Source organism: Paenibacillus lacisediminis (assembly GCF_046567315.2).
This window is the reverse complement of the sequence record NZ_JBKIAX020000004.1, coordinates 422962-446868: the sequence shown is the minus strand read 5'-3', so window position 1 is coordinate 446868 and position 23907 is coordinate 422962. Positions and strand designations below refer to the sequence as shown.

The following is a 23907-nucleotide window of genomic DNA, read 5'->3' as shown; positions in this document are numbered from 1 at the left end:
AAGGAAAGCAGCCGCCTCTTAGGATTTATCCCCTTTGTGAAGGGGAAAGAGGCGGCTTTTGCCTTTTTTGGCGGAGAGGGGGAACAAACTTATGAATAAGCACCTCGATAAAGTTCAAATCGGCGTCTGCTATTATCCGGAGCAGTGGGATCCTTCCCTGTGGGAAGAGGATGTTCAGCTGATGAAGGCGACGGGCGTCCGGGTCGTCAGGCTGGCGGAGTTTGCCTGGAGCCGGCTTGAGCCGGCGGACGGCCAATTTGCCTTCGGCTGGCTGGACCAGGCGATCGATCTATTTCATAAATATCGTATCCGCGTGGTGCTGGGGACGCCGACCAATACGCCGCCGCGTTGGTTGACCGGCTTGGAGCCGGACATTTTGCCGGTGGATGCGGCGGGCAAGACCGTTCACCCGGGCGTTCGGGGGCATCGCTGCTACAACAGCGGATCGCTGCGCGCGTACGGAGCGCGGATCATTGAGGAAATGGCGAAGCGTTATGGCGGCCATCCCGCGGTGATCGGCTGGCAGACGGACAACGAGTTTTGGGTGATCGACTGCCACTGCGCCGCCTGCAACGAGCGTTTCCGGGAGTGGGTATGGGCGAAATACGGAACGCTCCAGGCCGTCAACCGGGAATGGGGAACGGTCGTATGGAGCGGGGAATACGGCGACTGGTCCCAGGTCGCCGTTCCTTACGGCGGTTCACCGCACCAGAACCCGTCGTACTTGCTCGATTTTACCCGGTTCCAATGGGATTCCATCGCCGAGTTCCAGCGCAGCCAAATCGAGATTATTCGTGAATATTGTCCGGGACACTTTGTTACCCACAACTTCCATACTTATCCGCAACGCCTGGACCTGTACCGGATCGGCGCCGACTTGGACATCGCTTCGTTCGACTATTATCCGAACACCGATCCGGACAAGCAGGCGACGGGGCCGTACAGCGGCGCCCTGGCGCTCGATGTGACGCGCGGCATTAAACGCCGCAACTTCTGGATCATGGAGCAGCTCAGCGGGTCGCCGGGCTGCTGGTTTCCGACGTGGCGGACGCCTTATCCCGGCTTTATCCGCGCGTTTGCGTGGCAGGCCATTGCCAAAGGAGCCGACACGGTGGTGCATTTCCGCTGGCGTTCGGCGTCGGCCGGCGCGGAGCAGTTCTGGCACGGCCTGATCGACCACAGCAACGTTCCCGGCCGCAGGTTTGAGGAATTTGCCAAGCTGTGCAGCGAGGTGAACGCGCTCGCCGGCAAGCTTCAAGGGACCGCGCCCCGGAATGAAGCGGCGATTTTGCTGTCGCACGAGCATTTGGAAGCATTGCGGATTCAGCCGCAGGCGGGCGGCTTTGACTATTACGAAAATGTGAAAGATTATCACCGGGCTTTGACCAAGCTTGGGATCGGGTGCGATGTGATCGAATGGACCCAGCCGCTCGCCGGGTACAAGCTGGTTGTGGCCCCGCATGTTTATCTGATGGACGAGCAGGTGGCCGAGGCGCTGGAGTCGTTTGCGGAAGCAGGCGGCACAGTGATCCTGACCAGCCGCTCCGGGGCGAAGCGGATGAACAACCAGCACGTCATGATGCCTTTGCCGGGACTTCTGGCAAAATGCGCCGGCGTGACGGTGAAGGAGTACGATCCGATCGGCCGGGCTTCGCACCGGATCGCGGACGCAAATGGGCTGCATTTTTATGGGACTGAGTGGTGCGATATCCTGAGCTTACAGGGGGCTGAAGCCATCGCCTGGTATGACGAAGACTTTTACCGCGGCGAGCCGGCGGTGACGGTAAACCGGTTCGGCCGGGGCAAAGTATACTATCTCGGCACGCATCCTGAGGAAAGTTATCTTAAGGAGTTGTTCGCCGCGCTCGCCGGGGAGCTTGAACTCGCAGCGTTTCCGGGGTTGCCGGAGGGCGTGCAGGCCGCGGTTCGAAACGGCGAATCGGGCGCCTACCTGTTTGTGCTGAACTTAAGCCGGGAACCGCACCATGTTACTTTGCCGTCAAGCTATCCCAGTGAGTTATATGGCGTCATAAGAGAGCGGACGTTTAGCCTTGCTCCGTATGAGGTGGATATTTTACGGATTTCATAGGAGCATCGCCCGCCCTTAATGGAAATACGAACCGAAATTTTTAATCCGGAAAGAACAGTGGACGCGCACCGGCATTTGGGTGTACATCTCGTGCCAAGCTGTTCTTTTCCATTCCGCATAACTCATGCTGTTGCGGACATGTTGGCCGATTCCGAGGCTGTCGGCCCCTCTTTTTTGCATGTCCTTAAGAATGCGGCCGCCTTCTTCTACGGCGTATTCGCTTAACAACTGTTCAACCTTTTTTCGCTCCGTGGTGCTGAGATCCAGATCGCCGATGTATTCATCCACCGCGCCAACGATTTTTAAATAAATATCCGCTTGATATTCTCCGTCCTTGGTTTTTGTGATTTTTATTTTGCGGTTGCTTTTTACCGAGTGGAAGGCCATGGTCTCCAGATGGGGATTGTCCGTTCTCACGTTAAACTCGCCCCGCGAAGTATTTTGATACATCACCAAAAATAAATGCAGGTCATCCGAAGTAAGCTTCCCCACCATTTGATCATTCCGGAATAAAGCGAGGCCGCTAACGGTGATATCCTTTTCCAGCTCCCTGATCATAATGGCGACCGGGTCAATGCCGTCGTCGTGATAATCCCGTACGAACTGGTGAAGCCTCGTTTGCGGGGCGCCCTGTCTGGAGAATTCCTTTTGCAGCAGTTTGTTGATATAGTTGGCCGTTTTCGTATGCCGCGGCAATTCCTGGCTAATAACGCTGCCGGCATCTCCTTCCACCACGGCTACGGTGGTTCTAAGAGAAATGGTCGGATCGCGGAAGAAGGTATCCATATGCTTCCAAATTCCCCGCCGAGCCAAAGCTTCGCCAAACATCAGCGTGCGGATCTGGCCGTTCACCATCATCCGGCTCGTTCTTAAGCTTAACGTTTTTCTTGCGTCCTTGGGACTTTTGGCGATCGTGCTCAGCAGTTCATCGGTCGTTTTCCCGTCCTTGGCGAATTGGGTGACCAGCGGAATACTGACCGTTACTTTGATATTTCCGTTAGGTACGGCATCGTAGGCGGCGGTTTCCACATAACCGATCTTTTCCAGAACCCGTTCGTCCTGGTTGCATCCGGTCAGCAGCAGGAAGGCGCACGCACACAAGCAGCCGATCCGCTTAAGCATGCTTTTTTCCCCTCCTTTGAATGAGCAGCAGCAAAATCAACAGCAGCGGAAAGCCGACGGAAAAACCGAGCTGGACTAAGGTTATATTCCGAAGCCACCCTTCCACCTCCATCAGCGTATCCGGCGTAAGACTAACCGCGATGGTAGCCGCCATAGTGAGAGCCAATAACAGCTTAGACGGAATCCGGGGGAAAACTTGCTTGACCATGCCTTTACTCGCCCAATAGTACATCGCTCCCGTGTGTACGACCGAAAACAGGAACATGCTCAATAAAAAGTTGTGAATCCGCTCGATAAACGGAAATTTTAAATAGCCGAACATGTCCAGGATAGGGAACGCCGAAAAGTTCAGTTCGCGGACATTAAAAAAGCCGAAGACCATAATCGTGATGATCAGGTAAAGCGTCAAGGAGATGGTATTCGCAAAATGAACATATTTCAGCCATCTTGTCGTTTTTTCCGCAAACGGGAACAAAAACAGCGTTAGTTCGTAGCCGAGATATGTTTGGTATACAAACAAAAAACCTTCCGCCATGTCCGTCCCCCCTTGGAACACAAACGGCGTTAATCGTACCCAATCAAAATCCGGGATGAAGAAAAAGGTTAGCGGCAATTGAACCAGAAGGATAACCACAAAAAAAATGTTGGCTTTCGACATATTGTAAATCCCCTTGGCAATATACAAAAACACCAGAATGTCCACAAACACCTTCAGCATAATGTCCGGAGTCGTCGGGAAAATCATCAGTTGGTAGATCATCGAATACTGCTTGATCACAAGACAGCCCAACATCGCAAAATTGCTTCCAATCAGCAAATAAAGCGGGTATAAAATGGCGCGCGGCAGTGAATTCCGGAGGATATCGAATACGGACGTCCCGCGCCCCAGGCGGTATACCGCCGAAATCAACATTGTGTTGAGGGCGACAAACAGGAATACGATAACGAGCGCAAGCCAACCGTTGGTCCCGAAGTGATGCGCGGTGATCCGCGGCAGCGTGAACAGGGCAATTCCGCTTTGGGTATTGAGCACCATTAACATAAGATGGAATCGATGCAGCTTTTCCTGTGCCAAGAAGGTCACCTATTTCTTCATTTTGTTGGCGTGCGCGTTAGGGGTGCGGGACTGCGTCGGACGCTTGCTCAACAACCAAAAGGGCCCGCGGATAAAAATGTCCTTCCAGTCAACGGGCTTGATCGGCGCGGCGGGAATTGTATACGGCGCCCCCAGGCTGGTCAGTTTGGAGGCGTGAATAATCATCAGAGCGATGCCGAACATAAAGCCGAAGTTGCCGTAAAGGCCGGCCAAAATAATCAGGCCAAAGCGGATGACCCGGATCGTCCCGCTCATCGTATAGCTGGGAACAACAAACGAGGCGATCGCCGACATCGCCACGGCGATAATCAGAATGTTGCTGGTAAACCCGGCTTCGACGGCGGCGGTGCCGATGACGATCCCTCCGACGATCCCGATGGTCTGTCCGATTTTGGAAGGCAGGCGGGCGCCCGCTTCCCGCAGCAGTTCAATCGTCGTTTCCATCAGCAGGGCTTCCAGAATCGGCGGAAACGGGACGCGGCTGCGCGATTCGGTTAAGGAAGCGATAAGGCTTTGCGGGATCATTTCATAATGATAGGTCGTCACCGCCACATACATGGACGTCAAGGAAAGCGTAAGCAAAAAGGCGACATACCGGAGCAACCGCAGAAACGTTCCAACCGCCCAGCGGCCATAGTAGTCGTCTGGGGAGGTGAAAAATTCGAAAATCGAAGTCGGACCGATAACGACGGTTGGGCTTTGGTCCATGAAGGCAAGAACCCGGCCTTCATTCAGTTTGGATACAGCTACGTCAGGACGCTCCGATGTCAAAAATAGCGGAAATATCGTGCTCGGAAAGTCTTCGATCGTCTGGAGGAGCATGTTGTTGTCGTATAGGCCGCTGTATTCAATGTTTTGAATTCGTTCCGCCATCCGGTTGACATGATCCATATTCGCCAATTCATCGATGTATAAAACGCATACCTTGGTTTTAAGAATTTCGCCCACTTCAAACTGTTTTACCTTCAGCCGATTGCTCTTGATCCGGCGGCGGATAATGGACAGGTTGGTGTCCAGCGATTCATTAAAAGCGTCGTGGGGTCCGACAATGACCGATTCGGTTTGCGATTGATCGACAGAGCGCGTTTCCGGCCCGTACACATGGACCAAATAAACGCCCTGCGGCACAAAAATGGCCGCATCCCCCTCGCAAATGCCCTTCACGACCGACTTGGCATCCCCCGCTTCGCTGAATTGGGATTGCCGCAGCAATGTTCCAAGCTCCTCCTGCCGGATATTTTCCAATGGCCGTAAACAATCGCGTTCAAAGACGTGCTTGTCGATCAAATGGCTGAAATAGACCAATTCCGTCTTGAGGAGCGGAAGCGAACGGCGGGTCAGATCGGAACAGCCGTTGAATTCCTCCAGCACGTTGTCGAGCGAAAGCGGTCCGGGGGCCTGAGGTTCGCTCACGTGAGGTTCTGTTTCCACCTGCTTCAGTTTTTCTTGCTGCTGGTTTGCTTTTTTCTTCAGGAATTTAAACAAGTTGAATGACACCGAAAATTCCTCCTGATGAGGCATTTTCTTCTATTGTGCCTAACCTGCGGGGGAACTATGCGAGGAGAGGGGAGGGGATTGGCGCTTTAGCGCCGGGCTTTAATCCCCAAGAAGGAGGCGGTTTATGTCTGCATAGCTGAACGCCTGCTCGTGCGGACGAAACGCCGATTCAGGTTTCGCCTGCCGATGGTTGAACCATATGGTCCGCCAGCCGGCACCGGCGGCACCTACGACGTCATTGCGCCATGAATCGCCAACATAACTGCACTGTTCCGGGGCTAAGCCAGCTTCTGCGGCAACGTGATCGAACAGCTTGCGGTCGGGTTTGGTGATGCCGATGGCTCCGGAAATATAGATCAACCCTGGCGGGATCAGGCGGTCCAGCTCCAGCGCGCGGATTTTGCGCCATTGGTGTTCCGGCGGACCGTTGGTAATTAAACCAACGAGGGTTTTGCTCGATTTTAGCTTTCCGATTAGCTCGAATGCTCCGTCAAAGGGGCGGATCCGAAACTGGAGGTCCAGATAAGCGGCCTGAACGGCGGCCGCCTGTTCCTGCGTAAGCGTGACGCCGAACTCGGCAAGCGAGCGTACGAAACGCTCCGTCCGCATCTCCTCAAGCTCCCGGCCATGGGTAGGCGTGCCGCCGGCCAGGGCGGACAGGTGGTCGCTGTAAAAGCGCATCCGGTGATAAGCGGGTTCGTAAGGAAAATCGTCCCCGGTGTTCAGCACCGCTTGCAGGGCTTCGCGAAACGGAAGCAGATGATCATAAATCGTATCGTCCAGATCGAAAAAAACGGCTGGCGTGAGTGCGGCAGATTGTACGGAATTCAAGGTTTCTCCCTCCATCATTGCTTTTATAATCTACCGTCCATTATACCGGATAACGGGGGATTCGGCAGTCGGGAACGAATTTTGCTGACGCCTGCCAGGCGGTTGGATTATATTATTGGTGGACGTTTTGCAATTTTAAGATTACAGGGAGGAGACCTTTTGAGGTGAGAAGACCGAAAAGGTGGTTCACTTTAAAAAATCAAATTTTCGTCGGCTTTATGCTTGCCATGGTCCTCGTGCTTACGCTCGCCAGCATCCTGACCTACACCCAGGGCTCCGCCCTGCTGGAGAACAACGCGGAGAAGCATATCGGCCAAACCGCACTGCAGGCCAACGGCCGGCTTGACGCTTTGCTCGCCCAGATCAAAACGCTGTCGACGCAGGTGGCGACGGATGGCAGCATTCAGCAACTGCTGCTGTCCGAAGTGGAGGGGACGAAGACGCCGTTCAGCGCGCGCCAATCCCTTCTATCGATTCTGGGAAACTACCAGTCTTACGTCACGGGGATTAAATCGCTGGAGCTGTATACGACCGATTACCGGCGGTTGTTCCCGCTGAACGATATTCCGCTGCAGGACACGATCGATCCAAAGTGGATCGCCGCAGCCGACCGGGGGAAAGGGGATCTCGTCTGGATCGGCGCCGATCCCCGCGATCCAAGCTCGGTGCTTGCGTTAAGGCGCGTCAGCCTGATTGACCGCTGGTTTTCGTCCGGGGGATATCTGATGGTGCGGATCGACCGGACCTACTTCCAGCTCCAGGAACAGATGAACGGAGGAGGCGGCGAATATATTTTGCTGGTCGACGGCAATTTGCACACGATCGCTTCCAATTTCGGCCAGTCGGCCGGAGCGCTGAATCTGTCCGAACTGCTTGCCAACGAGGGGAAAAACATTACGATCGGCGGGCAGGAATTTATTGAGGTGAAGCAAAAATCCGAGCCTACCGGCTGGACGCTTGTTTTCTTTACGCCGGTCAGCTACGTCACGAGCGGGATTTCCGCCCTGCGCACGGCCGTGCTCGTATCCGGCGCGATCGGGGTGCTGCTGTTCCTGATCATGTCGCTGCTGCTGTCGACAATGATCACCCGGCCGATTTTCAAGCTGATCAAGGCGATGCGGGGCGCGCGCTTTGGGGTGCTGCAGCCCAACCCGATGTTCTCCAACACGATGGAGATCAACGAGCTGAACAATACATACAACCAGATGGTCGACAACATGAACGAATTGATCCGCGTCGTTTACGAAAAAGAACTGCTGCAAAGCCGGACGGAGTTGAAAGCGCTTCAGGCGCAAATCAATCCGCATTTTCTGTTCAATACGCTAGAGGCCTTTTATTGGTCGCTGGAGGATAAAGGCGAAGAGGAATTGGCTGGCCTCGTCGTCAGCATGTCCAGCCTGTTCCGGTATATCATCAGCAGGCCGAATCAGGACGAATGGGTCACCGTCGAAGAAGAGCTGGAGCATGTCGAGCATTATTTACAGCTTATGGACATTCGACTGGGTGAGCGCCTGACCTGGTCGATCGAAGCCGGCTCTTTCGGGAACGTGAAAATTCCCAAGCTGCTGATCCAGCCGCTGGTGGAGAACGCGATTCTGCACGGCGTGGAGACGAAGGAAGGCCGGGGTATGGTAACGGTGAACGCATCGCCTTCCGGCCGGGAAGGTTGCGTAAAAATTACGGTTCGGGACAACGGCCCCGGCATGGACGAGGAGATGCTGCGCAAGCTGAGGCAGGCGCTGGACGGCGGTCCGGCCCTGTCGTCCAAAGGAACCGGGTTCGGCATCGTCAACGTGCAGCGCCGGCTGCGGCTTTATTTTGATAAGGAACAGGCCGCAAGGCCAGGACTGGATGTATTTAGCCGGCCGGGAGAGGGCACGGTGGTGAGCTTTGAAATTCCGAGCGAATATGGGGGAGCGGTATGATTCATTCCAAAACGATTCTGATCGTGGAAGACGAGCCGAGAACGAGGCAAGGTTTTGCCAAAACGCTGGAGGCCTGGTCCTGCGGGCGCTACCGGATCGAAGCGGCGGAGAGCGGCCAGGCGGCGCTGGCGTGGCTGGAAAACCACGCCGCCCATCTGCTGATCACGGACATCCGCATGCCGGGCATCAGCGGGCTGGAGCTCATCGAAATGCAGCAGAAGCATAAGCCGTTTAAACCGGTGGCGATCATCATTTCCGGCTACCCGGAATTCGATTATGCGCAAAAAGCGATGCAGCTTGGTGTCGTCAACTATTTGCTCAAGCCGGTGGATAAGCATAAGCTCGTGCAGGCCGTGGAGCAGGCGCTGACGATCGAGGACGACCGGCACCGGATTGAAACGCTGGAGAAGCTGGTCGACCCGCGGCTGCTGGAGACGAAGGAGACCGATACCCGGTACAATCCGTCGATCCGCGAAGCACTCAGGTTTTTGGACGGGCATTTGCACGAGCCGGTGACGTTACGTCAGATGGCCGATATGCTGCATTTGAACCCGAGTTATTTTAGCGTCTTGTTCAAGGAACAGACGGAAATGACGTTCAGCGAGTACCTCAGCCGGCTGCGAATGCTAAGGGCCAAGGAACTGCTGTTGCGCACGTCCTTACCCGTCGGCGAAATCGCCGAACGCGTCGGGTATCAAACGGACAAATATTTTATCAAGGTGTTCAAATCGTTCGAAGGCATGAGCCCAAGCAAGTACAGAAACAGCGTCAAGAACTTTTGATATATAAAGGTAGGAGAATTATATAAACTTAGCAGGAAAAGTACGGTTGTGGCAAGAAAAGCCGGAAGGGCGTTGAAAGTGTGAGGGCAGAGGAGGACGATGGGATGGGGGGCGGCAGATCAACATCCGCTATCCGGACGCTTTGCACGATTATCCCGTTTGATCAGGGAAGCAGAGAAGAAGATAAAATCAGGAGAAGAAGATAAAATCAGGAGAAAAAGATAAAATTAGGAGAAAGAGATAAAATTAGGAGAAGAAGATATATTTGTAAGAAGTAGTCATGTTCGAGATCATTAGACAGGTTTTGGCTGCAACCTGAATCCGTTTGCATCAATGCCAATATACCGTTCAAGCACTTCTATCAGGCCGCAGCCGCAAGGGGCTGATTCGGTTGGCGGGCGATCAGCCGACGGTAAGGGATCGCCGGAATCGCCACACACATGCGCAGCAACTTCTGCCGCATCGTTTCTTTCGCTCCGGGCAGGTGCAGCCGGCGGCGTCCGGTATACTCGTTGAGGTACGCCTGCAGATGCTTCGGTCCCAAGGCTATATATGTACTCTTCAGCGATTCCCACGCCTCTCTCAACACTTTCCGCAAGGGTGCATACAGACGAAAGGCTAGAGGGAACGACTGTACTGCCGATGTACGGGCATCCACATGCCCGTTGATGAACGCAGCGAGTTCGTGACGGTTTGCTCTTTGTCCGTCTCCTCTCTTATGCGGCACCAGGCGGATTTTGACCTGCTCCGGCTCACCCGACTCCGTGACCGTGCATCCCGCTATAACCGCTGTGGCATACGGATGCGAAAGCTGACACCGGGACGGATTACGCCCATACAAATCGCTGTTCACCTTCACGTCTCCGTAGAGCAGTTCCCGGGCATCGAACTCTCCGACGGCATGGCGTATTTTATGCAGCATCAACCAGGCGGTTTTGTAGGTGACCTCGATCACCTGGCTCAGCCGCAGTGCCGAGATGCCGTCCGGGAGCAGGAACAACTCCAGGGCCTCGAACCACTTGAGCAAGGGCAGATGTGTTCCTTCAAAAATCGTGCCGACCAAAGCCGACGTTTGATGCTTGCACTTTGCGCACTCGAACAAGGGGATATGCCGGGAAGTCAAACGACTGCACCGGGTGTGAGCACAGCGCGGGCAGACAAAGCCGTTCGGCCACTTCATCGCGATCAGCGCCTCCATGCAGGCCTGCTCGCTGTTAAAACGGTTGCTGAATGATTGAAGTTCTGTTCCCGCATTGACATCCATGTTCACTCGCCCTCCGAATCAAGAATTTACGAACGTGCGTTCGATTTACTTCATTATATCAAACGTACGTTCCCTTATCAAGCCGAAAATCTCACCTGAACCGCCTTATTTGTTCCTTATTAATTCCCTTACCCTAGCCCCCAAACCCTGCCCACTGAACGAAAGGGATAATGGTGCAAAGCAGCATGCAGGGACACCAAGACACGAATGCTATACATAGACAGCCACCTCAGTCTTTACATGCAGGAATATTGCTCATTTTGAACGTATTTTCATGATATGAAACAACCTAAAAAAAGTGGAATTTTAGCTAATGAGCGTGATCTTATGGGGACGAAACGAAGGTGCTAGAATTCAGGTAAAGCGGTTACATGAAACCGTAATAATGATGGGGGGATGTAACAAATGCAAATGTCCAACAAAAAGACAGCATCAATCCTTTTGATCGCGCTTTCACTGTTGCTGGTGCTCGCCGGCTGCGGCGGGAAATCAAACGGCGGTGCGGCGAGCGGCGGCGGAGGAAATGCGGGCGCCAATGCCGGCGGCGAAGCGGCCAAACCGGCGGACGGCGAGAAAGTCACCATCAAGTTCATGCATCTGTGGCCGCAGGGCAGCTCGGCCCAGCAAAATAAACTGGTCAACGAAATCATTACCCAATATCAAACCGACCATCCGAACGTGACGATTCAGCAGGAAGTGTTGGAAAACGAGCAGTACAAAAACAAGCTGAAAATTTTGTCCGCTTCCAACGAGCTTCCCGATGTCGGCGTGACCTGGGCGGCAGGGTTTATGGATCCGTACGTCAAAGGAAACCTGTTTACCCCGCTCGACGATTTGCTGGACGGTGGATTGAAGGATAAATTCGTTCCGGGCACGACAGACGCTTACGCCGTAGACGGAAAAACGTACGGTTTGCCAATCGAACTGAACATTTCGCCGATTTATTACAACAAAGCGATTTTTGATAAATACAATTTGCAAGTGCCGCAGACATACGATCAATTTTTGCAAGTCGTGAAAACGTTGTCAGATAACGGCGTGGCTCCGATTGCCCTCGGCAACAAAGACCGCTGGACCGGTTCGCTGTGGTACATGTATCTGGCGGATCGCCTCGGCGGACCGGAAACGCTCAAGAAAGCGATCGACCGCTCCGGGTCGTTTGAAGACCCTGCGCTGATCCAGGCCGCTGCGGAAATTCAAAAGCTGGTGGATATGAACGCGTTTAACAAAGGCTTTAACGGCTTATCCAACGATGAAGGCAAGTCCGAATTCATGAACGAAAAAGCGGCGATGTACCTGATGGGTACTTGGGAAATTCCGAACTTTACGTCGAATCCGGACGTGCCGCAGGAATTCAAAGACAAGGTAGGCTTCTTCAAATTCCCGACGGTAGAAGGCGGCAAAGGCGACATCAACAGTTGGGTCGGCGGTCCTGGTGTAGGCTTGTTCGTCGCCGAAAACTCCAAAGTCAAAGACGAAGCGAAAAAATTCGTGGAGTACTTCATCGGCAAATGGGGCGCGGAATCGGTCAGCACGGCGGGGGTTATTCCGGCCACGAAAGTGGACACCTCTTCCTCCGATCTTCCGCAAATGTACATCGACCTGCTGAATGAGCTGAATAATGCCAGCAACCTGACGTTGTTCGCCGACGTGCAAATGAAACCAAACGCGGCGCAAACGCACTTGAACATGATTCAGGCGCTGTTCGGCAAAGCGGTCACGCCGGAGGATTTCGCCAAGGAGCATGAAGCGGCCCTGCAAAAAGGGGAGTAAGGCATGATAAATAGAAAAGGATGATGAACCGCGGCTCGCCAAAAGAAGTTTCGAAAGTTTCGAGATGCCTAAGGCGGGCCGCTAGAAAGGAAGAAACCTTATGAACAAGGTCATGTCGAATAAATGGGTCATTGCGATGTATGTGCTGCCTTCTCTTTTGCTGATCATGGCCATGATCTATATTCCCATTGTACTGACCGGTTACTACGGGTTGATGGACTGGGACGGCATCGGAGCCATGACATTTATTGGCCTTGCCAACTACAGCACGCTCGTGAAAGATCCGATGTTTTGGCAAAGCGCCTACCATTCCTTGCTGCTGGCCGTTTTCTCCGGGTTTAGCCTGATCGGCTACCTGCTGATTGCGCTCGTCTTGTCCGGAAAGATTAAAGGAGCCAACCTGTTTCGAAAAATTTACCTGATTCCGATGCTGTTGTCCTCGGTTGCGATCGCCCAGCTGTGGCTGAAAATTTACCACCCTTCCAACGGGGTGCTCAATAGCTTCCTGACCTCGATCGGCATTACGGACGCGCCGTCCTGGCTAGCGGAGCCGTCGATGGTGCTATACGCCCTGTTCGTGCCGATCATCTGGCAGTATGCCGGCTTTTACATCCTGATCTATTACGCTGCGCTGAAGAACATCCCGGAATCGCTGGTGGAAGCGGCGCGCATCGACGGTGCGGGTGCGATGTCGATCGCTTTTCGCATCAAGCTGCCTCTGATTGTGGAAGTCATTAAAGTGACGATTGTACTCGCTATCGTAGGTTCGCTTAAATATTTCGATCTGATCTATGTCATGACCGACGGGGGACCCAACGGAGCGAGCGAAGTGATGGCCTCCTACATGTATCATCAGGCTTTCCGCGGCTTCGACTTCGGTTACGGCAGCGCGATCGGGTTCTCGCTGCTGCTGATCTGTCTGGTTGCGACCTGGCTGATCCGCAAATTAACAGCCTCGGACGACACGGTTCAATATTCCTAAGGAGGAGGGGCCACTGATGGAAATGGAAAAATCGATCCGTTTGGAACCGGCGGTGTCCGGTCCCGGTCTGCAGTTCGGCCGCAAGCTGGGGTACAGCCTGCTCTATATCGTGCTCGTCCTTGTGGCGGCGCTGCAAATTTTGCCGCTGATTTGGCTGCTGTTCTTTTCGCTAAAAAACAATCAGGAAGTTTTCAATATGCCGCCTTTCTCCATCCCGGCGCATCCCCGCTGGGAGAACTACGAAAAGGTGTGGACTCAGGGCAACATCAGCGTTTATTTCCTGAACAGCGTATGGATCACCGCCGTATCGCTTGTTTTGACCGTACTGCTGGCCAGCTTCGTCACCTTTGCCATTACCCGCATGAGATGGAAGGGCAGCTCGTTTGTCCTCGGTTTATTTATGGTTGGGATGATGATTCCCGTACACTCGACGCTGATTCCACTGTTTAGCCTGTTTTTGAAAATCGGCTTAACGGATCATCCGCTGTCGGTCATCCTTTCCTATGCCGCGTTTAACCTGCCGATTACGATTATGATTTTGCTCGGGTTTTATTACGCGCTGCCGAAGGAAGTGGAGGAGGCCGCCATTATGGACGGCTGCTCGATCCACCGGATGTTCTTCCGGATCATCCTGCCGATGACCGCTTCGGTGCTGTCGACGACGGCGATCATCAACATGATTTATAATTGGAACGAATTTATATTCGTCAACACCTTCATCAGCTCGGACCACTTCAAAACGCTGACGGTAGGCGTCCAGAACTTCATCGGCCAGTATACGACCGATTGGGGCGCGATCGGAGCGACGCTGATGATCAGCATTTTGCCGATTCTGCTCGCCTTTTTCATCATGAGCAACCGCATTGTGGAAGGAATCGCCGCGGGATCGGTCAAAGGCTGAATTCATTGCTTTATCGCGATAATGCAAAAAACAAGAGGAACTGGGAGCAAACGGGAGCATGTTTATGCCCGCTCAGCAAGTGGGCGCTTTCATGGCCCCTCTCGCTGGCATCCCCGGTCATACCGGAAGTGAAGCGGTTTTTCAGCGCACCCTCGAAACTTTTATACTTAAAAGGACTAAGCGCAAAAAGTATAAAAAGGAGTGGACAGCTTGAGTAATGGGGATGCATTTGAGCGTCGCAGCGAATTGTTGAAAAGACGGATCGGCCGAATGATTGCCAAGGAGAACCAGCACGGATTGGGGCATCAGGACACCTTCCTGCTGCAGCGGTTTATTAAGGAACTGCATCAAAACGAACAGGAACGGAACGCGAGAGCGGGCAGCTAAGAGAGATTTTTATCATATAGTTTGGATGCGATCGGCAAAATACCCCTTATTTTCGTAAGGGGTATTTTTATTTTGAATACCCTTAATTTTATATATAGATATGTCGAAATACGTAGTATAATGGCGAAAATATCACACAAAGGAGATACCACCCATCATGAAAACATTCCGCTTGAACGCTTTACGCCCCAAATTTCTCATCCTTTGTCTTTTGCTTTTGGCCGTTCCCTCACTTCTGCTTGGCTACCTGGCTTTTACTATTTCCAAGCAGCAACTGGATGTGTCGGGCCAAGCACAGTTGAAAAGCAGCGTTCGTTTGGCAATCGCCATGATCAACAATTTGGATAAAGAGGTCAAAGCGGGACATTTAACGCTTGAGCAAGCAGAGGACATGTTTCGTGAAGAGATCCTCGGACCCAAAGGCTCCGACAACAAACGGCCGATTAACCCTAAATACGTGGTTGGCCAAAGCGGTTACTTATATGCGGTCGATAAAAATGGCATCTCCGTAATGAATCCCGCCAACGAAGGAGCGGATATGAACACGGTCGTGACCAAAGATGGCGTGGAAATGGGTAAAACGATTCTCGGACTCGGTAAAGCAGGGGGAGGCTTTTATACATACATCTGGAACAATCCAATCACCGGCAAAGAGGAAACCAAAATTGCCTATGTGGAAATGGACGAAAACTGGGGGTGGATCGTAGGTTCAGGCGCTTACGCGAGCGAATTTAATCAAGGTGCCAATGAGGTGCTGCAGATTCTCATCATTACCCTGGTGATCTCTTTGGTGATCGGCGCGGTGGTCGCAGGGCTGTTCGTGAACTCGATCGTCAAGCCGATCTCCATTATGGCCGGCCAAGTGGAAAAGGTATCCAACGGCGATTTAACGATGGAGCCGCTGACGTTCAAAAATAAAGACGAAGTCGGAAGACTGGCGGAAGGTTTTAACACGATGACCGGCAACCTCAGGGAACTGATTCGTCATGTGTCGGGCAGCTCCGAGCAGGTGGCGACTTCATCCGGAGAATTAAACGAAAGCGCCCAACAAACCTCTAAAGCCACCGAACAAATTGCGCTTTCCGCCCAGGAAGTCGCGGTTGGAGCGGAGCAACAAGTCAAAACCGCAAATGATGCCAATGAGGTGGTAAGTGAAATTTCAAAAGGCATGGAGCAGGTCGCCTATTCGATTCAGGCGGTTGCCGAGGCAGCCGTAAGCGCCAACGAGGAAACCATAAAAGGCAACGAAGTGGTTAAGCAAACGGTGGAGCAGATGGGCGTGGTGCAGGAGCGGGTTGAAGCGACGGCAAACGTGATTCACTCTTTAGGGGAGAAATCCAGCGAAATCGGGGAGGTTGTTTCCCTGATTACGGAAATAGCGAACCAAACCAACCTGCTTGCCTTAAACGCGGCCATTGAGGCGGCCAGAGCCGGGGAAGAGGGCAAAGGTTTCGCCGTGGTGGCCAATGAAGTCCGTAAATTAGCCGGGCAGTCATCCGCAGCCACCGAAAAGATACGGGCGATTATTCAGGACATTCAACATGAAACACAGGGCGCGGTAATGGCCATCCAAGAGGGGACCTACGCTGTGGACGAAGGATTGAGACAGGTCCAGCAAACGGGCAACAGCTTCAAAACTATCACCAAGATGATTGAGGAAGTTTCTTCCCAGTCCCAGGAAGTTTCCGCGATCGTGCAGGAAGTAAGCGCCTCTTCCCAAAACATGGTGGCGATGATCGAAGCCGTAGCGCTGATCTCCGAACAATCCGCTGGCAACTCCCAGAGTACGGCGGCGGCTTCCGAAGAGCAACTGGCATCGATGGAGGAGATCTCGGCCTCTGCCACCACTTTGGCCAGTATGGCGGGAGAGCTGCAGAGTTTGGTCGCTAAGTTTAAAGTCTGATTTTAGTGTGAGGACGCCTGCTGGCGTCCCTTTTTTGTTCACCTTATAGAATTTATAAAATTATTCGGGCATGGTAGAAGGCGATGCGCAGGTAGAGAGGGGAGGAGAAGAGGGATGGAACTGGGGGCTAAGGGACACCAGAGCCGTTATTTTCGAAAAAACGGAGGATTGCAAAATGCAACGGACACGGAAGACCTTATTTACCTCAAATCGTCCTGGATGAACGGGTTTAGAGCGAAATAGGGTCGCCTGTGTCCGTTAGCCTGGGAAATATCCGGGAAATGGGCGGATAAGGTCGCTGGTGTCCGTTAGAGCAACGTCCAAAGTTTAGGAAGAGCCTCCAATCGCTCCAAGGTAGAAGTCAGAGATAAGTTTGCCGGAAGAAATTAATTAGTTAGTATACGTTGACATGTAAGCGCTTTTAAAATACAATAAAAACGTATTAGCAATACGTTTTAGCAAAACGATTTAGCTCTGTCTGTCTAACGTGTGCAGCGGATTTTATTGCTCTCGTCTTTAAGGGCCATGTACAATGGGGGTTAAGCTGTTTGTTTTTTCCAAGAATGATGAACGAGGTGTTATAGTCATGGCCAGTATTAAAGAAATCGCCCAACTTGCCAACGTATCGCAAGGGACGGCCTCGATGGTCCTGAACGGCAAAGGGGACAAATACCGGATATCCGCTGCAACCCAGCAGAAAATACTTGAGGCTGCCAAACAACTCAACTATCAGCCGAACATCTCGGCGCGCCGTTTGCGCAGCGGGGGGGAGACTGTCCTGCCGATCATTGCGCTGTTCTGGACGCTCGACACCCGCGCCGCTTTGGTCGGACGATTTTTGAAGGGGTTGCAGCATGCGATGAGTGAACTGGAGGATGAATACGAGCTGCTCATTCACCCTTACGTGGGCTCGAAGCTGAGCGAGGTTCAAAGCCTCGTGACCGGCACACGGTTCAACGGGGCGATTATCGCCAACTCGACGGAGGAGGACGACGAATTCCTGGAAACGGCGGATTTGAACGTGCCGGTGGTGCTGTACCAGCGGGATTCCAACAAATACGCCTCCGTCAGCGTGGACAGCTGCGAAAGCGGCGGGATGGTGGCCGAGATGCTGTATGGCCGCGGACACCGCAAGGTGGGGCTGATCGTTCCGGACGTTTCCTCCAGGGCGATCCGGCTGCGCGAGGAGGGCTTTATGGCCAAAGCCGCGGAGCTTGGGATGGATGCCGGCGAAGCATGGAGCGTTTACGGGGACTTCTCGGAACAGGGCGGTTATGAGGCGGTTAAACGCTTGAAGCCGGAGGGCGGGGCTTGGCCGTCGGCGATATTCGCCCTCAGCGACCAGATGGCCGTCGGAGCACTAAAGGCGCTGGACGAATGTGGCGTGAAGGTGCCCGAAGAGCTGGAGATCATCGGTTACGATAACGATGAGGTGACGAACTACACGATCCCAACGTTGTCGACGGTTCATCTGCCGGTTGAGGAAATGGCCGGCGAGTCTCTGAGGCTGCTGATCGAGATGATGCGGTACCAGACAAATGTAAAGGCCGCCAAACACATGGAAACACGGATCGTTATGCGCAAATCCTGCGGCGGGCCGATCGGCTAAGCAAACTTGTTCTAGAGGCAGCACCGGGGGGCGGCCCAAGGCTTCTCCCCGTTAAAAAATAAAGGTTGCAAGCCTATATATATTCAGCTCAGGAGGTGATGGCACATCCGCAACGGCACATCCGCAACGGCAAATGAGAAAGCGCTTACATTTTTAGAAACACTTATTTGCTTTGAATAGGGACGAGCAGACCGTCTACATGAAGGCTAACGGACCTAAACGACCTTATTTGCTTGAAAATTAGCCGTTTTCATTTCTAACGGACAGGAGAGCCGCTATTTGCTCGAAAAGGCTGGATATGTGCTCATAAGTGTCAAATAAGGTCTGTGGTGTCCGTTACATTTCGAAAACTGTTGATTTCACCGAAATAACGGCGCTGGTGTCCGTTAGGATTCGTTTTACGGTTGGGACATGCATACGTTATTCCCGGATCGTTCAACTAGTTAGCGATTGAATAACAATAGTTTGGATAAGGCAAACACATTGACGACGTGGAGGGAAGCACATGAATACGCAGAGTAAATCGCCGATGGCCGGTGGCGTTTGGCCGACAATGGTCACGCCATTCACGGCGGGCGGAGAAATCGACTACGAGGCGCAGGCGCGGGCCGTGGAATGGTATATCGCCCATGGCGTGGCCGGGCTGTTTGCCGTATGCCAGTCCAGCGAGATGTTCCATTTGCGTCTGGAAGAGCGGGTGAAGTTGGCCGCGTTTATCAAGCAAAAGGCGGCGGGGCGTGTACCGGTCATCGCTTCGGGACATATATCCGGCGATTTTGCCGACCAGGTCCGCGAGCTGAACGCGATGGCCGAGACGGGCATCGACGCGCTCGTGCTTATTACCAACCGGCTGGCCCGGGAAGAGGAAGGGGACGACGTGTGGCAGCACAATCTGGAGCGGCTTCTGAAGGAACTGCCGGAAGGAATACCGCTCGGCTTTTACGAATGCCCTTACCCTTACAAACGGCTCATTTCGCCCGAGTTGCTCCGCTGGAGCGCCGATACCGGCCGTTTTTGCTTCCTGAAGGACACGAGCTGCGATACGGACAATATCCGCCGCAAGCTGGAAGCCACCCAGGACAGCGACTTGAAAATATACAATGCCAACACGGCCACCTTGCTGGAAACACGGAGGCTCGGCGTGCACGGCTACAGCGGAGTCATGGCCAATTTTCAACCGGACCTGTACGTGTGGCTGCTGCAAAACTGGCGGGTACAGCCGGAGAAAGCGGAGGAACTGATCGCTTTTCTCAGTATGACTTCCCTGATCGAAAAGCAGTTGTACCCGGTGAATGCCAAGTATTATCTCATGCTGGAGACTATTTTCGACAATTACGTATGCCGGGTCAAGGACCACCGAAGCTTCACGGAAACGAACCGTTTGGAAGTCCGCCAGCTTCGTGATTTGTCCCAAAGGATGTCCGCACAACTTTTATTATAAGGAGGAGAAACAAATGAGCGTGCCCATCATAGAAAATCGCCTGGCGGGCGAGATGCCCAAAATCGGCATCCGCCCGGTTATTGACGGACGCCGGGGCGGCATCCGCGAGTCCCTGGAGGAGCCGACGATGAAGCTGGCCGAGGCCTGCGCCCGCCTGCTCTCCGGGAAGCTGCGCCACGCAAACGGGCTGCCGGTGGAATGCGTCATCGCCGACACGACGATCGGCGGTGTGGGCGAAGCGGCCAGAACGGCCGAGAAGTTCCGGCGCGAAGGGGTCGGCCTGACGATCACGGTAACGCCTTCCTGGTGTTATCCGCTGGAGACGATCGACGAAGATCCGTGGATGCCGAAAGCGATCTGGGGCTTCAACGGTACGGAGCGCCCCGGAGCGGTGTATCTGGCCGCCGCGCTGGCCGCGCATAATCAGAAGGGCCTGCCCGCGTTCAGCATTTATGGGCGCGATGTACAGGATATAGGTGACGATACCATTCCGGGTGACGTCCAGGACAAGCTGCTGCAGTTCGCGAAGGCGGGACTGGCGGTCGCTGCGATTCGCGGCAAGTCGTATTTGTCGATGGGGAGCGTTTCGATGGGGATCGCCGGCTGTATCGTTGACGAGGGCTTTTTTCAGAACTACCTTGGCATGCGTAACGAATATATCGACATGACCGAGTTCATCCGCCGGATGGAGCGGGGAATTTACGATCATGAGGAGTATGCTAGAGCTTTGGCCTGGACGAAAGCCAACTGCCGCGAGGGAGAGGATGTCAATCCCCCTGAACGGCAAAGATCGGCGGAGCAGAAGGAGAAGGATTGGGAAACCGTCGTCAAAATGTCCCTGATCGCCCGCGATCTGATGGTCGGAAATCCGCAGCTGGCGGAGATGGGTTATGGCGAGGAAGCAATAGGCCATAACGCAATCGCCGCCGGATTTCAGGGGCAGCGGGCCTGGACCGACCATCTGCCGACCGGCGATTTCATGGAAGCGGTGCTGTGCAGCTCCTTCGACTGGAACGGCATCCGCGAACCGTTTGTGCTGGCGACCGAAAACGACAACCTGAACGCGGTCACGATGCTGCTTGGACACCAGCTCAGCCAAAGCGCACAAATCTTCGCCGATGTGCGGACCTACTGGAGTCCGGAGGCGGTGGAGCGCGTCACCGGACAGCGGTTGACGGGCCGGGCGGCGGGCGGCGTGATTCATCTGATTAATTCCGGCCCGGCCGCGTTGGACGGTACGGGTGAACAGACCTTAAAAGGGCAGCCGGCGATGAAACCGTTTTGGGAGATCGGCGGGGAGGAGGTCCAGCGTTGTCTTGATGCGGTAGCCTGGTGTCCGGCGAAAGACTTTTTCCCGTCGGGCGGATTTTCCACCGATTTCACCACGCGCGGCGGCATGCCGCTGACGATCGCCCGCATTAATCTGATCCGCGGGCTGGGGCCGGTGCTGCAAATCGCCGAAGGTTATTCGGTGGAGCTGCCGCCGGAGGTGCACGAGGCGCTGGACCGCCGCTCCGACCCGACCTGGCCGACGACCTGGTTTGTCCCCAATATGACCGGTTCCGGTCCGTTCCGCGACGTTTACGCGGTGATGAGCCATTGGGGTTCCAACCATTGCGCGGCCAGCTATGGGCATATCGGGTCGGAATGGCTGACGCTTGCCGCCATGCTGCGCATCCCGGTCACCATGCACAACGTGCCCGAGGAGCGGATTTTCCGCCCGAGCGCCTGGGACGCCTTCGGCGCGAACGATCCGGTCGGCGCCGATTACCGGGCCTGCGCGGCGTTCGGTCCGCTGTACAAATAGAGAAGCGGAAAGGATGGTGATGAACATGAACAAGGAGACGGAGCCGCGTTATGTGATCGGGATTGATTTTGGCACCGCATCGGGGCGGGCGGTGCTTGTCGATGTAAGGGACGGGCGCGAGCTGGCCTGGCATGTGACCCCTTATCCGCACGGCGTGATGGAGGAGGAGCTTATCGGCTGCGGCATCCGGCTTGGCCCGGAGTGGGCGCTCCAGCATCCCGGCGATTACGTGGAGGTGCTGCGGCGATCCGTGCCGGAGGTGCTGGGAGCAGCGGGTGTTTCATCCGGGCAAGTGATCGGCATCGGTGTCGATTTCACCTCCTGCACGATGCTGCCGGTGGATGAAGCGGGAACCCCGCTGTTTTTAAAGGAAGCGTACCGCCGCGAACCGCACGCATACGTCAAGCTGTGGAAGCATCATGCCGCCCAAGGGGAAGCGGACCTAATCAACGCCGTGGCGGCTGAGCGCGGCGAAGCTTTTCTCAGCCGCTATGGCGGAAAAATCTCTTCCGAGTGGATGGTGCCCAAAGGACTGCAGGTGCTGCGTGAAGCTCCCGAAGTGTACGCTGCGGCGGATCGCTTCGTTGAAGCGGCGGACTGGGTCGTGTTTTGGATGACCGGTGAGATGAAGCGCAGCAGCGGCTGCGCCGGTTACAAAGCGCTGTGGCACTACGAGGAGGGATACCCTTCCGCCGAGTTTTACCGGGCGCTCGATCCGCGATTCGAACGTTTCGCGGAGACCAAGCTGCGCGGGGAGATCGCTCCGTTGGGCCGGGCCGCGGGCCGGTTGACGGGCGAGGCGGCCGCCGTAATGGGGCTGCACCCCGGTATCCCCGTCGCTCCGGGGATGATCGACGCCCATGCGGCGGTTCCCGGCGTTGGTGCCACCAAGCCGGGACAGATGGTCCTGTCTATGGGGACGTCGCTCTGCCACCTTCTGCTCAGCGACAAGGAGCTGGCGGTCGAAGGGATTTGCGGCGTGGCCAGGGACGGCATCATCCCCGGACTGTACGCTTATGAAGCGGGACAAGCGGCGGTCGGCGACCTGTTTGGCTGGTACGTGCAGCAGGGCGTGCCGGCGTATGTTGAACGGGCGGCTGACAACGAGGGCGTAACGGTTCACAAGTGGCTGGAGCGGCGGGCAAGCCGGCTGCGTCCGGGAGAACACGGGCTAATGGCGCTCGATTGGTGGAACGGCAACCGCTCCGTGCTCGTCAATGCCCATCTCAGCGGCCTGATCATGGGCTTGACGCTGCAAACGAAGCCCGAGGAAATTTACCGCGCGTTACTTGAAGCAACCGCCTTTGGTACCCGCAAAGTGATCGACGCGTTTGAAACAGCGGGCGTGAAGGTGCGTGAATTGTTTGCCTGCGGCGGTTTACCCGGGAAAAACCGGCTGCTGATGCAGATATTCGCCGATGTTACCGGCCGCGAGATCAAGATCGCCACCTCCGCGCAGACGCCTGCGCTTGGCGCGGCGATGCTTGGCGCGGTAGCCGCGGGCTCGCACTGCGGCGGCTATGACCGCATCGAGGAAGCGGCGGAACGAATGGCTCGCGTGCAGACGGAGACTTACCGTCCGAATCCGGCGTACAGGGCGGTGTATGACCAGCTTTACAGGGAGTATACCGAACTGCACGATCTGTTCGGGCGTGGAGGCAGCGAGGCGATGGCGCGGCTGAAGCGGCTGCAGCGGCTTTAGCGGGAGGCCGCGGCCGCAGGAGACAGCGCGATCCCGAGATGCCCGAGCAAGGCGACGGCCGCGTCAAAAGAAACGAACGCCGGTGATCGCGGGCGACATCAGGTTTTTTGAGCGGGAAAAGCAGGTGTATCCGGCGGCCGTTCGCAAGGGCTTGGAACATTTGGTTTTGGGCCGTCTCTCCGCATTGCCGGTCGGCAAGTACGAACTGGAAGGCGAGTGGATGTGTATGCGTTGGTGCAGGAAAATGTTACCCGTCCGCCCGGCTCTAGGGTGCGCATTGTTTAAAAACGCTAACGAACCGACGAGATTTAATGGGGATGCTGTACAAGAGAGTTAAGCCGTTTGCTCCCCTTAACGTTTCGCGGATTCGTTGGCGTTTTGTTTTACCCATTCTAGGAAATGGATCAACCTGGAAAAATGCCTCTTTAGAACCGTTAGATTTCCGTACTTCTTAACGCATTCGACCTCCTCTGTCAGATACCGCTTTCCAGTCCTAATCTTAGGAAATAGAGGAAAAAAAGGGAGTTATTTCTTCAGTTCAAAGGATGATGGCCAAAATAGGGGATTTTTATGGCGCTATTGTTCGGCGAGAGCGGCTTAATGGCGACTTTCCAAGGGGAGGAGGAAGAATAGACGCAAAAATTACCGCTATTGTCCGAAGAAGGGGGAAAGCGTCAAAATAGCGGAAAAAGTTACCGTTATGCAGAGCGGCATGTCCGGGTCACACCAATAAGGGCTGGCGAACGAGTACAACTCGGAGCTACTTGTGCCGTTTCCAATGGTGCAGCCGAGCGTC

General features: G+C 54.6%; 17 protein-coding genes. 12 read left to right on the top strand and 5 right to left on the bottom strand.

Annotated elements, in window-relative coordinates; translation table 11 throughout:
• The first annotated feature begins 91 nt into the window (after positions 1-91).
• Positions 92-2089 carry a beta-galactosidase gene (locus ACLD72_RS10825; protein WP_410997118.1) on the top strand — a complete coding sequence of 666 codons (1998 nt, stop codon included), beginning with the start codon at positions 92-94 and terminating at the stop codon, positions 2087-2089.
• A 15-nt stretch (positions 2090-2104) separates the two neighbouring features.
• Here ACLD72_RS10825 and ACLD72_RS10820 read toward each other — a convergent pair whose 3' ends face one another.
• The 4 genes from ACLD72_RS10820 to ACLD72_RS10805 all read right to left on the bottom strand — a co-directional run bounded on the left by ACLD72_RS10820 (position 2105) and on the right by ACLD72_RS10805 (position 6635).
• On the bottom strand, positions 2105-3211 hold the full coding sequence (locus ACLD72_RS10820; RefSeq protein ID WP_410997120.1) for a Ger(x)C family spore germination protein: 1107 nt from the start codon (positions 3209-3211) through the stop codon (positions 2105-2107).
• Positions 3204-4295, bottom strand: coding sequence for a GerAB/ArcD/ProY family transporter (locus ACLD72_RS10815; protein ID WP_458475751.1), 1092 nt, complete (start codon positions 4293-4295; stop codon positions 3204-3206). Before ACLD72_RS10815 ends, ACLD72_RS10820 begins: the two co-directional genes overlap by 8 nt.
• Entirely contained in the window at positions 4296-5804 is a 1509-nt protein-coding gene (locus ACLD72_RS10810) for a spore germination protein (protein ID WP_458475750.1), read from the bottom strand.
• 99 nt (positions 5805-5903) lie between these two features.
• A complete protein-coding gene (locus ACLD72_RS10805) occupies positions 5904-6635 on the bottom strand; it encodes an HAD family hydrolase (protein ID WP_410997126.1) in 732 nt (243 codons plus the stop codon).
• Between the two features lie 164 nt (positions 6636-6799).
• Here ACLD72_RS10805 and ACLD72_RS10800 point away from each other — a divergent pair, with 164 nt between their 5' ends.
• Entirely contained in the window at positions 6800-8560 is a 1761-nt protein-coding gene (locus ACLD72_RS10800; RefSeq protein WP_410997128.1) for a sensor histidine kinase, read from the top strand.
• The gene (locus ACLD72_RS10795; protein ID WP_410997130.1) at positions 8557-9342 is read left to right on the top strand and encodes a response regulator; all 786 of its coding nucleotides are present in this window, start codon (positions 8557-8559) and stop codon (positions 9340-9342) included. Before ACLD72_RS10800 ends, ACLD72_RS10795 begins: the two co-directional genes overlap by 4 nt.
• Positions 9343-9703: 361 nt before the next feature.
• Here ACLD72_RS10795 and ACLD72_RS10790 read toward each other — a convergent pair whose 3' ends face one another.
• On the bottom strand, positions 9704-10606 hold the full coding sequence (locus ACLD72_RS10790; protein ID WP_458475749.1) for a transposase: 903 nt from the start codon (positions 10604-10606) through the stop codon (positions 9704-9706).
• Positions 10607-11017: 411 nt separating this feature from the next.
• Between ACLD72_RS10790 and ACLD72_RS10785 the strand changes: the two genes are divergently transcribed.
• The 9 genes from ACLD72_RS10785 to ACLD72_RS10745 all read left to right on the top strand — a co-directional run bounded on the left by ACLD72_RS10785 (position 11018) and on the right by ACLD72_RS10745 (position 23111).
• Positions 11018-12379: an extracellular solute-binding protein gene (locus tag ACLD72_RS10785; RefSeq protein WP_410997412.1), complete on the top strand. Its 1362-nt coding sequence runs from the start codon at positions 11018-11020 to the stop codon at positions 12377-12379.
• 100 nt (positions 12380-12479) lie between these two features.
• A complete protein-coding gene (locus ACLD72_RS10780; protein ID WP_410997134.1) occupies positions 12480-13361 on the top strand; it encodes a carbohydrate ABC transporter permease in 882 nt (293 codons plus the stop codon).
• A gap of 22 nt (positions 13362-13383) precedes the next feature.
• Positions 13384-14262: a carbohydrate ABC transporter permease gene (locus tag ACLD72_RS10775; protein WP_251590984.1), complete on the top strand. Its 879-nt coding sequence runs from the start codon at positions 13384-13386 to the stop codon at positions 14260-14262.
• 210 nt (positions 14263-14472) lie between these two features.
• A complete protein-coding gene (locus ACLD72_RS10770) occupies positions 14473-14649 on the top strand; it encodes a hypothetical protein (RefSeq protein ID WP_178075870.1) in 177 nt (58 codons plus the stop codon).
• A gap of 157 nt (positions 14650-14806) precedes the next feature.
• Positions 14807-16552, top strand: coding sequence for a methyl-accepting chemotaxis protein (locus ACLD72_RS10765; RefSeq protein ID WP_410997136.1), 1746 nt, complete (start codon positions 14807-14809; stop codon positions 16550-16552).
• A 586-nt stretch (positions 16553-17138) separates the two neighbouring features.
• Positions 17139-18161: a LacI family DNA-binding transcriptional regulator gene (locus tag ACLD72_RS10760; protein WP_410997140.1), complete on the top strand. Its 1023-nt coding sequence runs from the start codon at positions 17139-17141 to the stop codon at positions 18159-18161.
• A 505-nt stretch (positions 18162-18666) separates the two neighbouring features.
• The gene (locus tag ACLD72_RS10755; protein ID WP_410997142.1) at positions 18667-19602 is read left to right on the top strand and encodes a dihydrodipicolinate synthase family protein; all 936 of its coding nucleotides are present in this window, start codon (positions 18667-18669) and stop codon (positions 19600-19602) included.
• Positions 19603-19615: 13 nt separating this feature from the next.
• Positions 19616-21409 carry an L-fucose isomerase gene (locus ACLD72_RS10750; protein WP_410997144.1) on the top strand — a complete coding sequence of 598 codons (1794 nt, stop codon included), beginning with the start codon at positions 19616-19618 and terminating at the stop codon, positions 21407-21409.
• A gap of 25 nt (positions 21410-21434) precedes the next feature.
• Entirely contained in the window at positions 21435-23111 is a 1677-nt protein-coding gene (locus ACLD72_RS10745) for a ribulokinase (protein WP_458475748.1), read from the top strand.
• Positions 23112-23907 lie beyond the last annotated feature (796 nt).

Excerpts from the sequence above, each read along its gene's own strand:
- ACLD72_RS10825 (WP_410997118.1), top strand. The coding sequence starts at position 92 with ATGAATAAGCACCTCGATAAAGTTCAAATCGGCGTCTGCTATTATCCG.
- ACLD72_RS10820 (WP_410997120.1), bottom strand. The coding sequence starts at position 3,211 with ATGCTTAAGCGGATCGGCTGCTTGTGTGCGTGCGCCTTCCTGCTGCTG.
- ACLD72_RS10795 (WP_410997130.1), top strand. The coding sequence starts at position 8,557 with ATGATTCATTCCAAAACGATTCTGATCGTGGAAGACGAGCCGAGAACG.
- ACLD72_RS10790 (WP_458475749.1), bottom strand. The coding sequence starts at position 10,606 with ATGGATGTCAATGCGGGAACAGAACTTCAATCATTCAGCAACCGTTTT.
- ACLD72_RS10785 (WP_410997412.1), top strand. The coding sequence starts at position 11,018 with ATGTCCAACAAAAAGACAGCATCAATCCTTTTGATCGCGCTTTCACTG.
- ACLD72_RS10780 (WP_410997134.1), top strand. The coding sequence starts at position 12,480 with ATGAACAAGGTCATGTCGAATAAATGGGTCATTGCGATGTATGTGCTG.
- ACLD72_RS10775 (WP_251590984.1), top strand. The coding sequence starts at position 13,384 with ATGGAAAAATCGATCCGTTTGGAACCGGCGGTGTCCGGTCCCGGTCTG.
- ACLD72_RS10765 (WP_410997136.1), top strand. The coding sequence starts at position 14,807 with ATGAAAACATTCCGCTTGAACGCTTTACGCCCCAAATTTCTCATCCTT.
- ACLD72_RS10760 (WP_410997140.1), top strand. The coding sequence starts at position 17,139 with ATGGCCAGTATTAAAGAAATCGCCCAACTTGCCAACGTATCGCAAGGG.
- ACLD72_RS10755 (WP_410997142.1), top strand. The coding sequence starts at position 18,667 with ATGAATACGCAGAGTAAATCGCCGATGGCCGGTGGCGTTTGGCCGACA.
- ACLD72_RS10750 (WP_410997144.1), top strand. The coding sequence starts at position 19,616 with ATGAGCGTGCCCATCATAGAAAATCGCCTGGCGGGCGAGATGCCCAAA.
- ACLD72_RS10745 (WP_458475748.1), top strand. The coding sequence starts at position 21,435 with ATGAACAAGGAGACGGAGCCGCGTTATGTGATCGGGATTGATTTTGGC.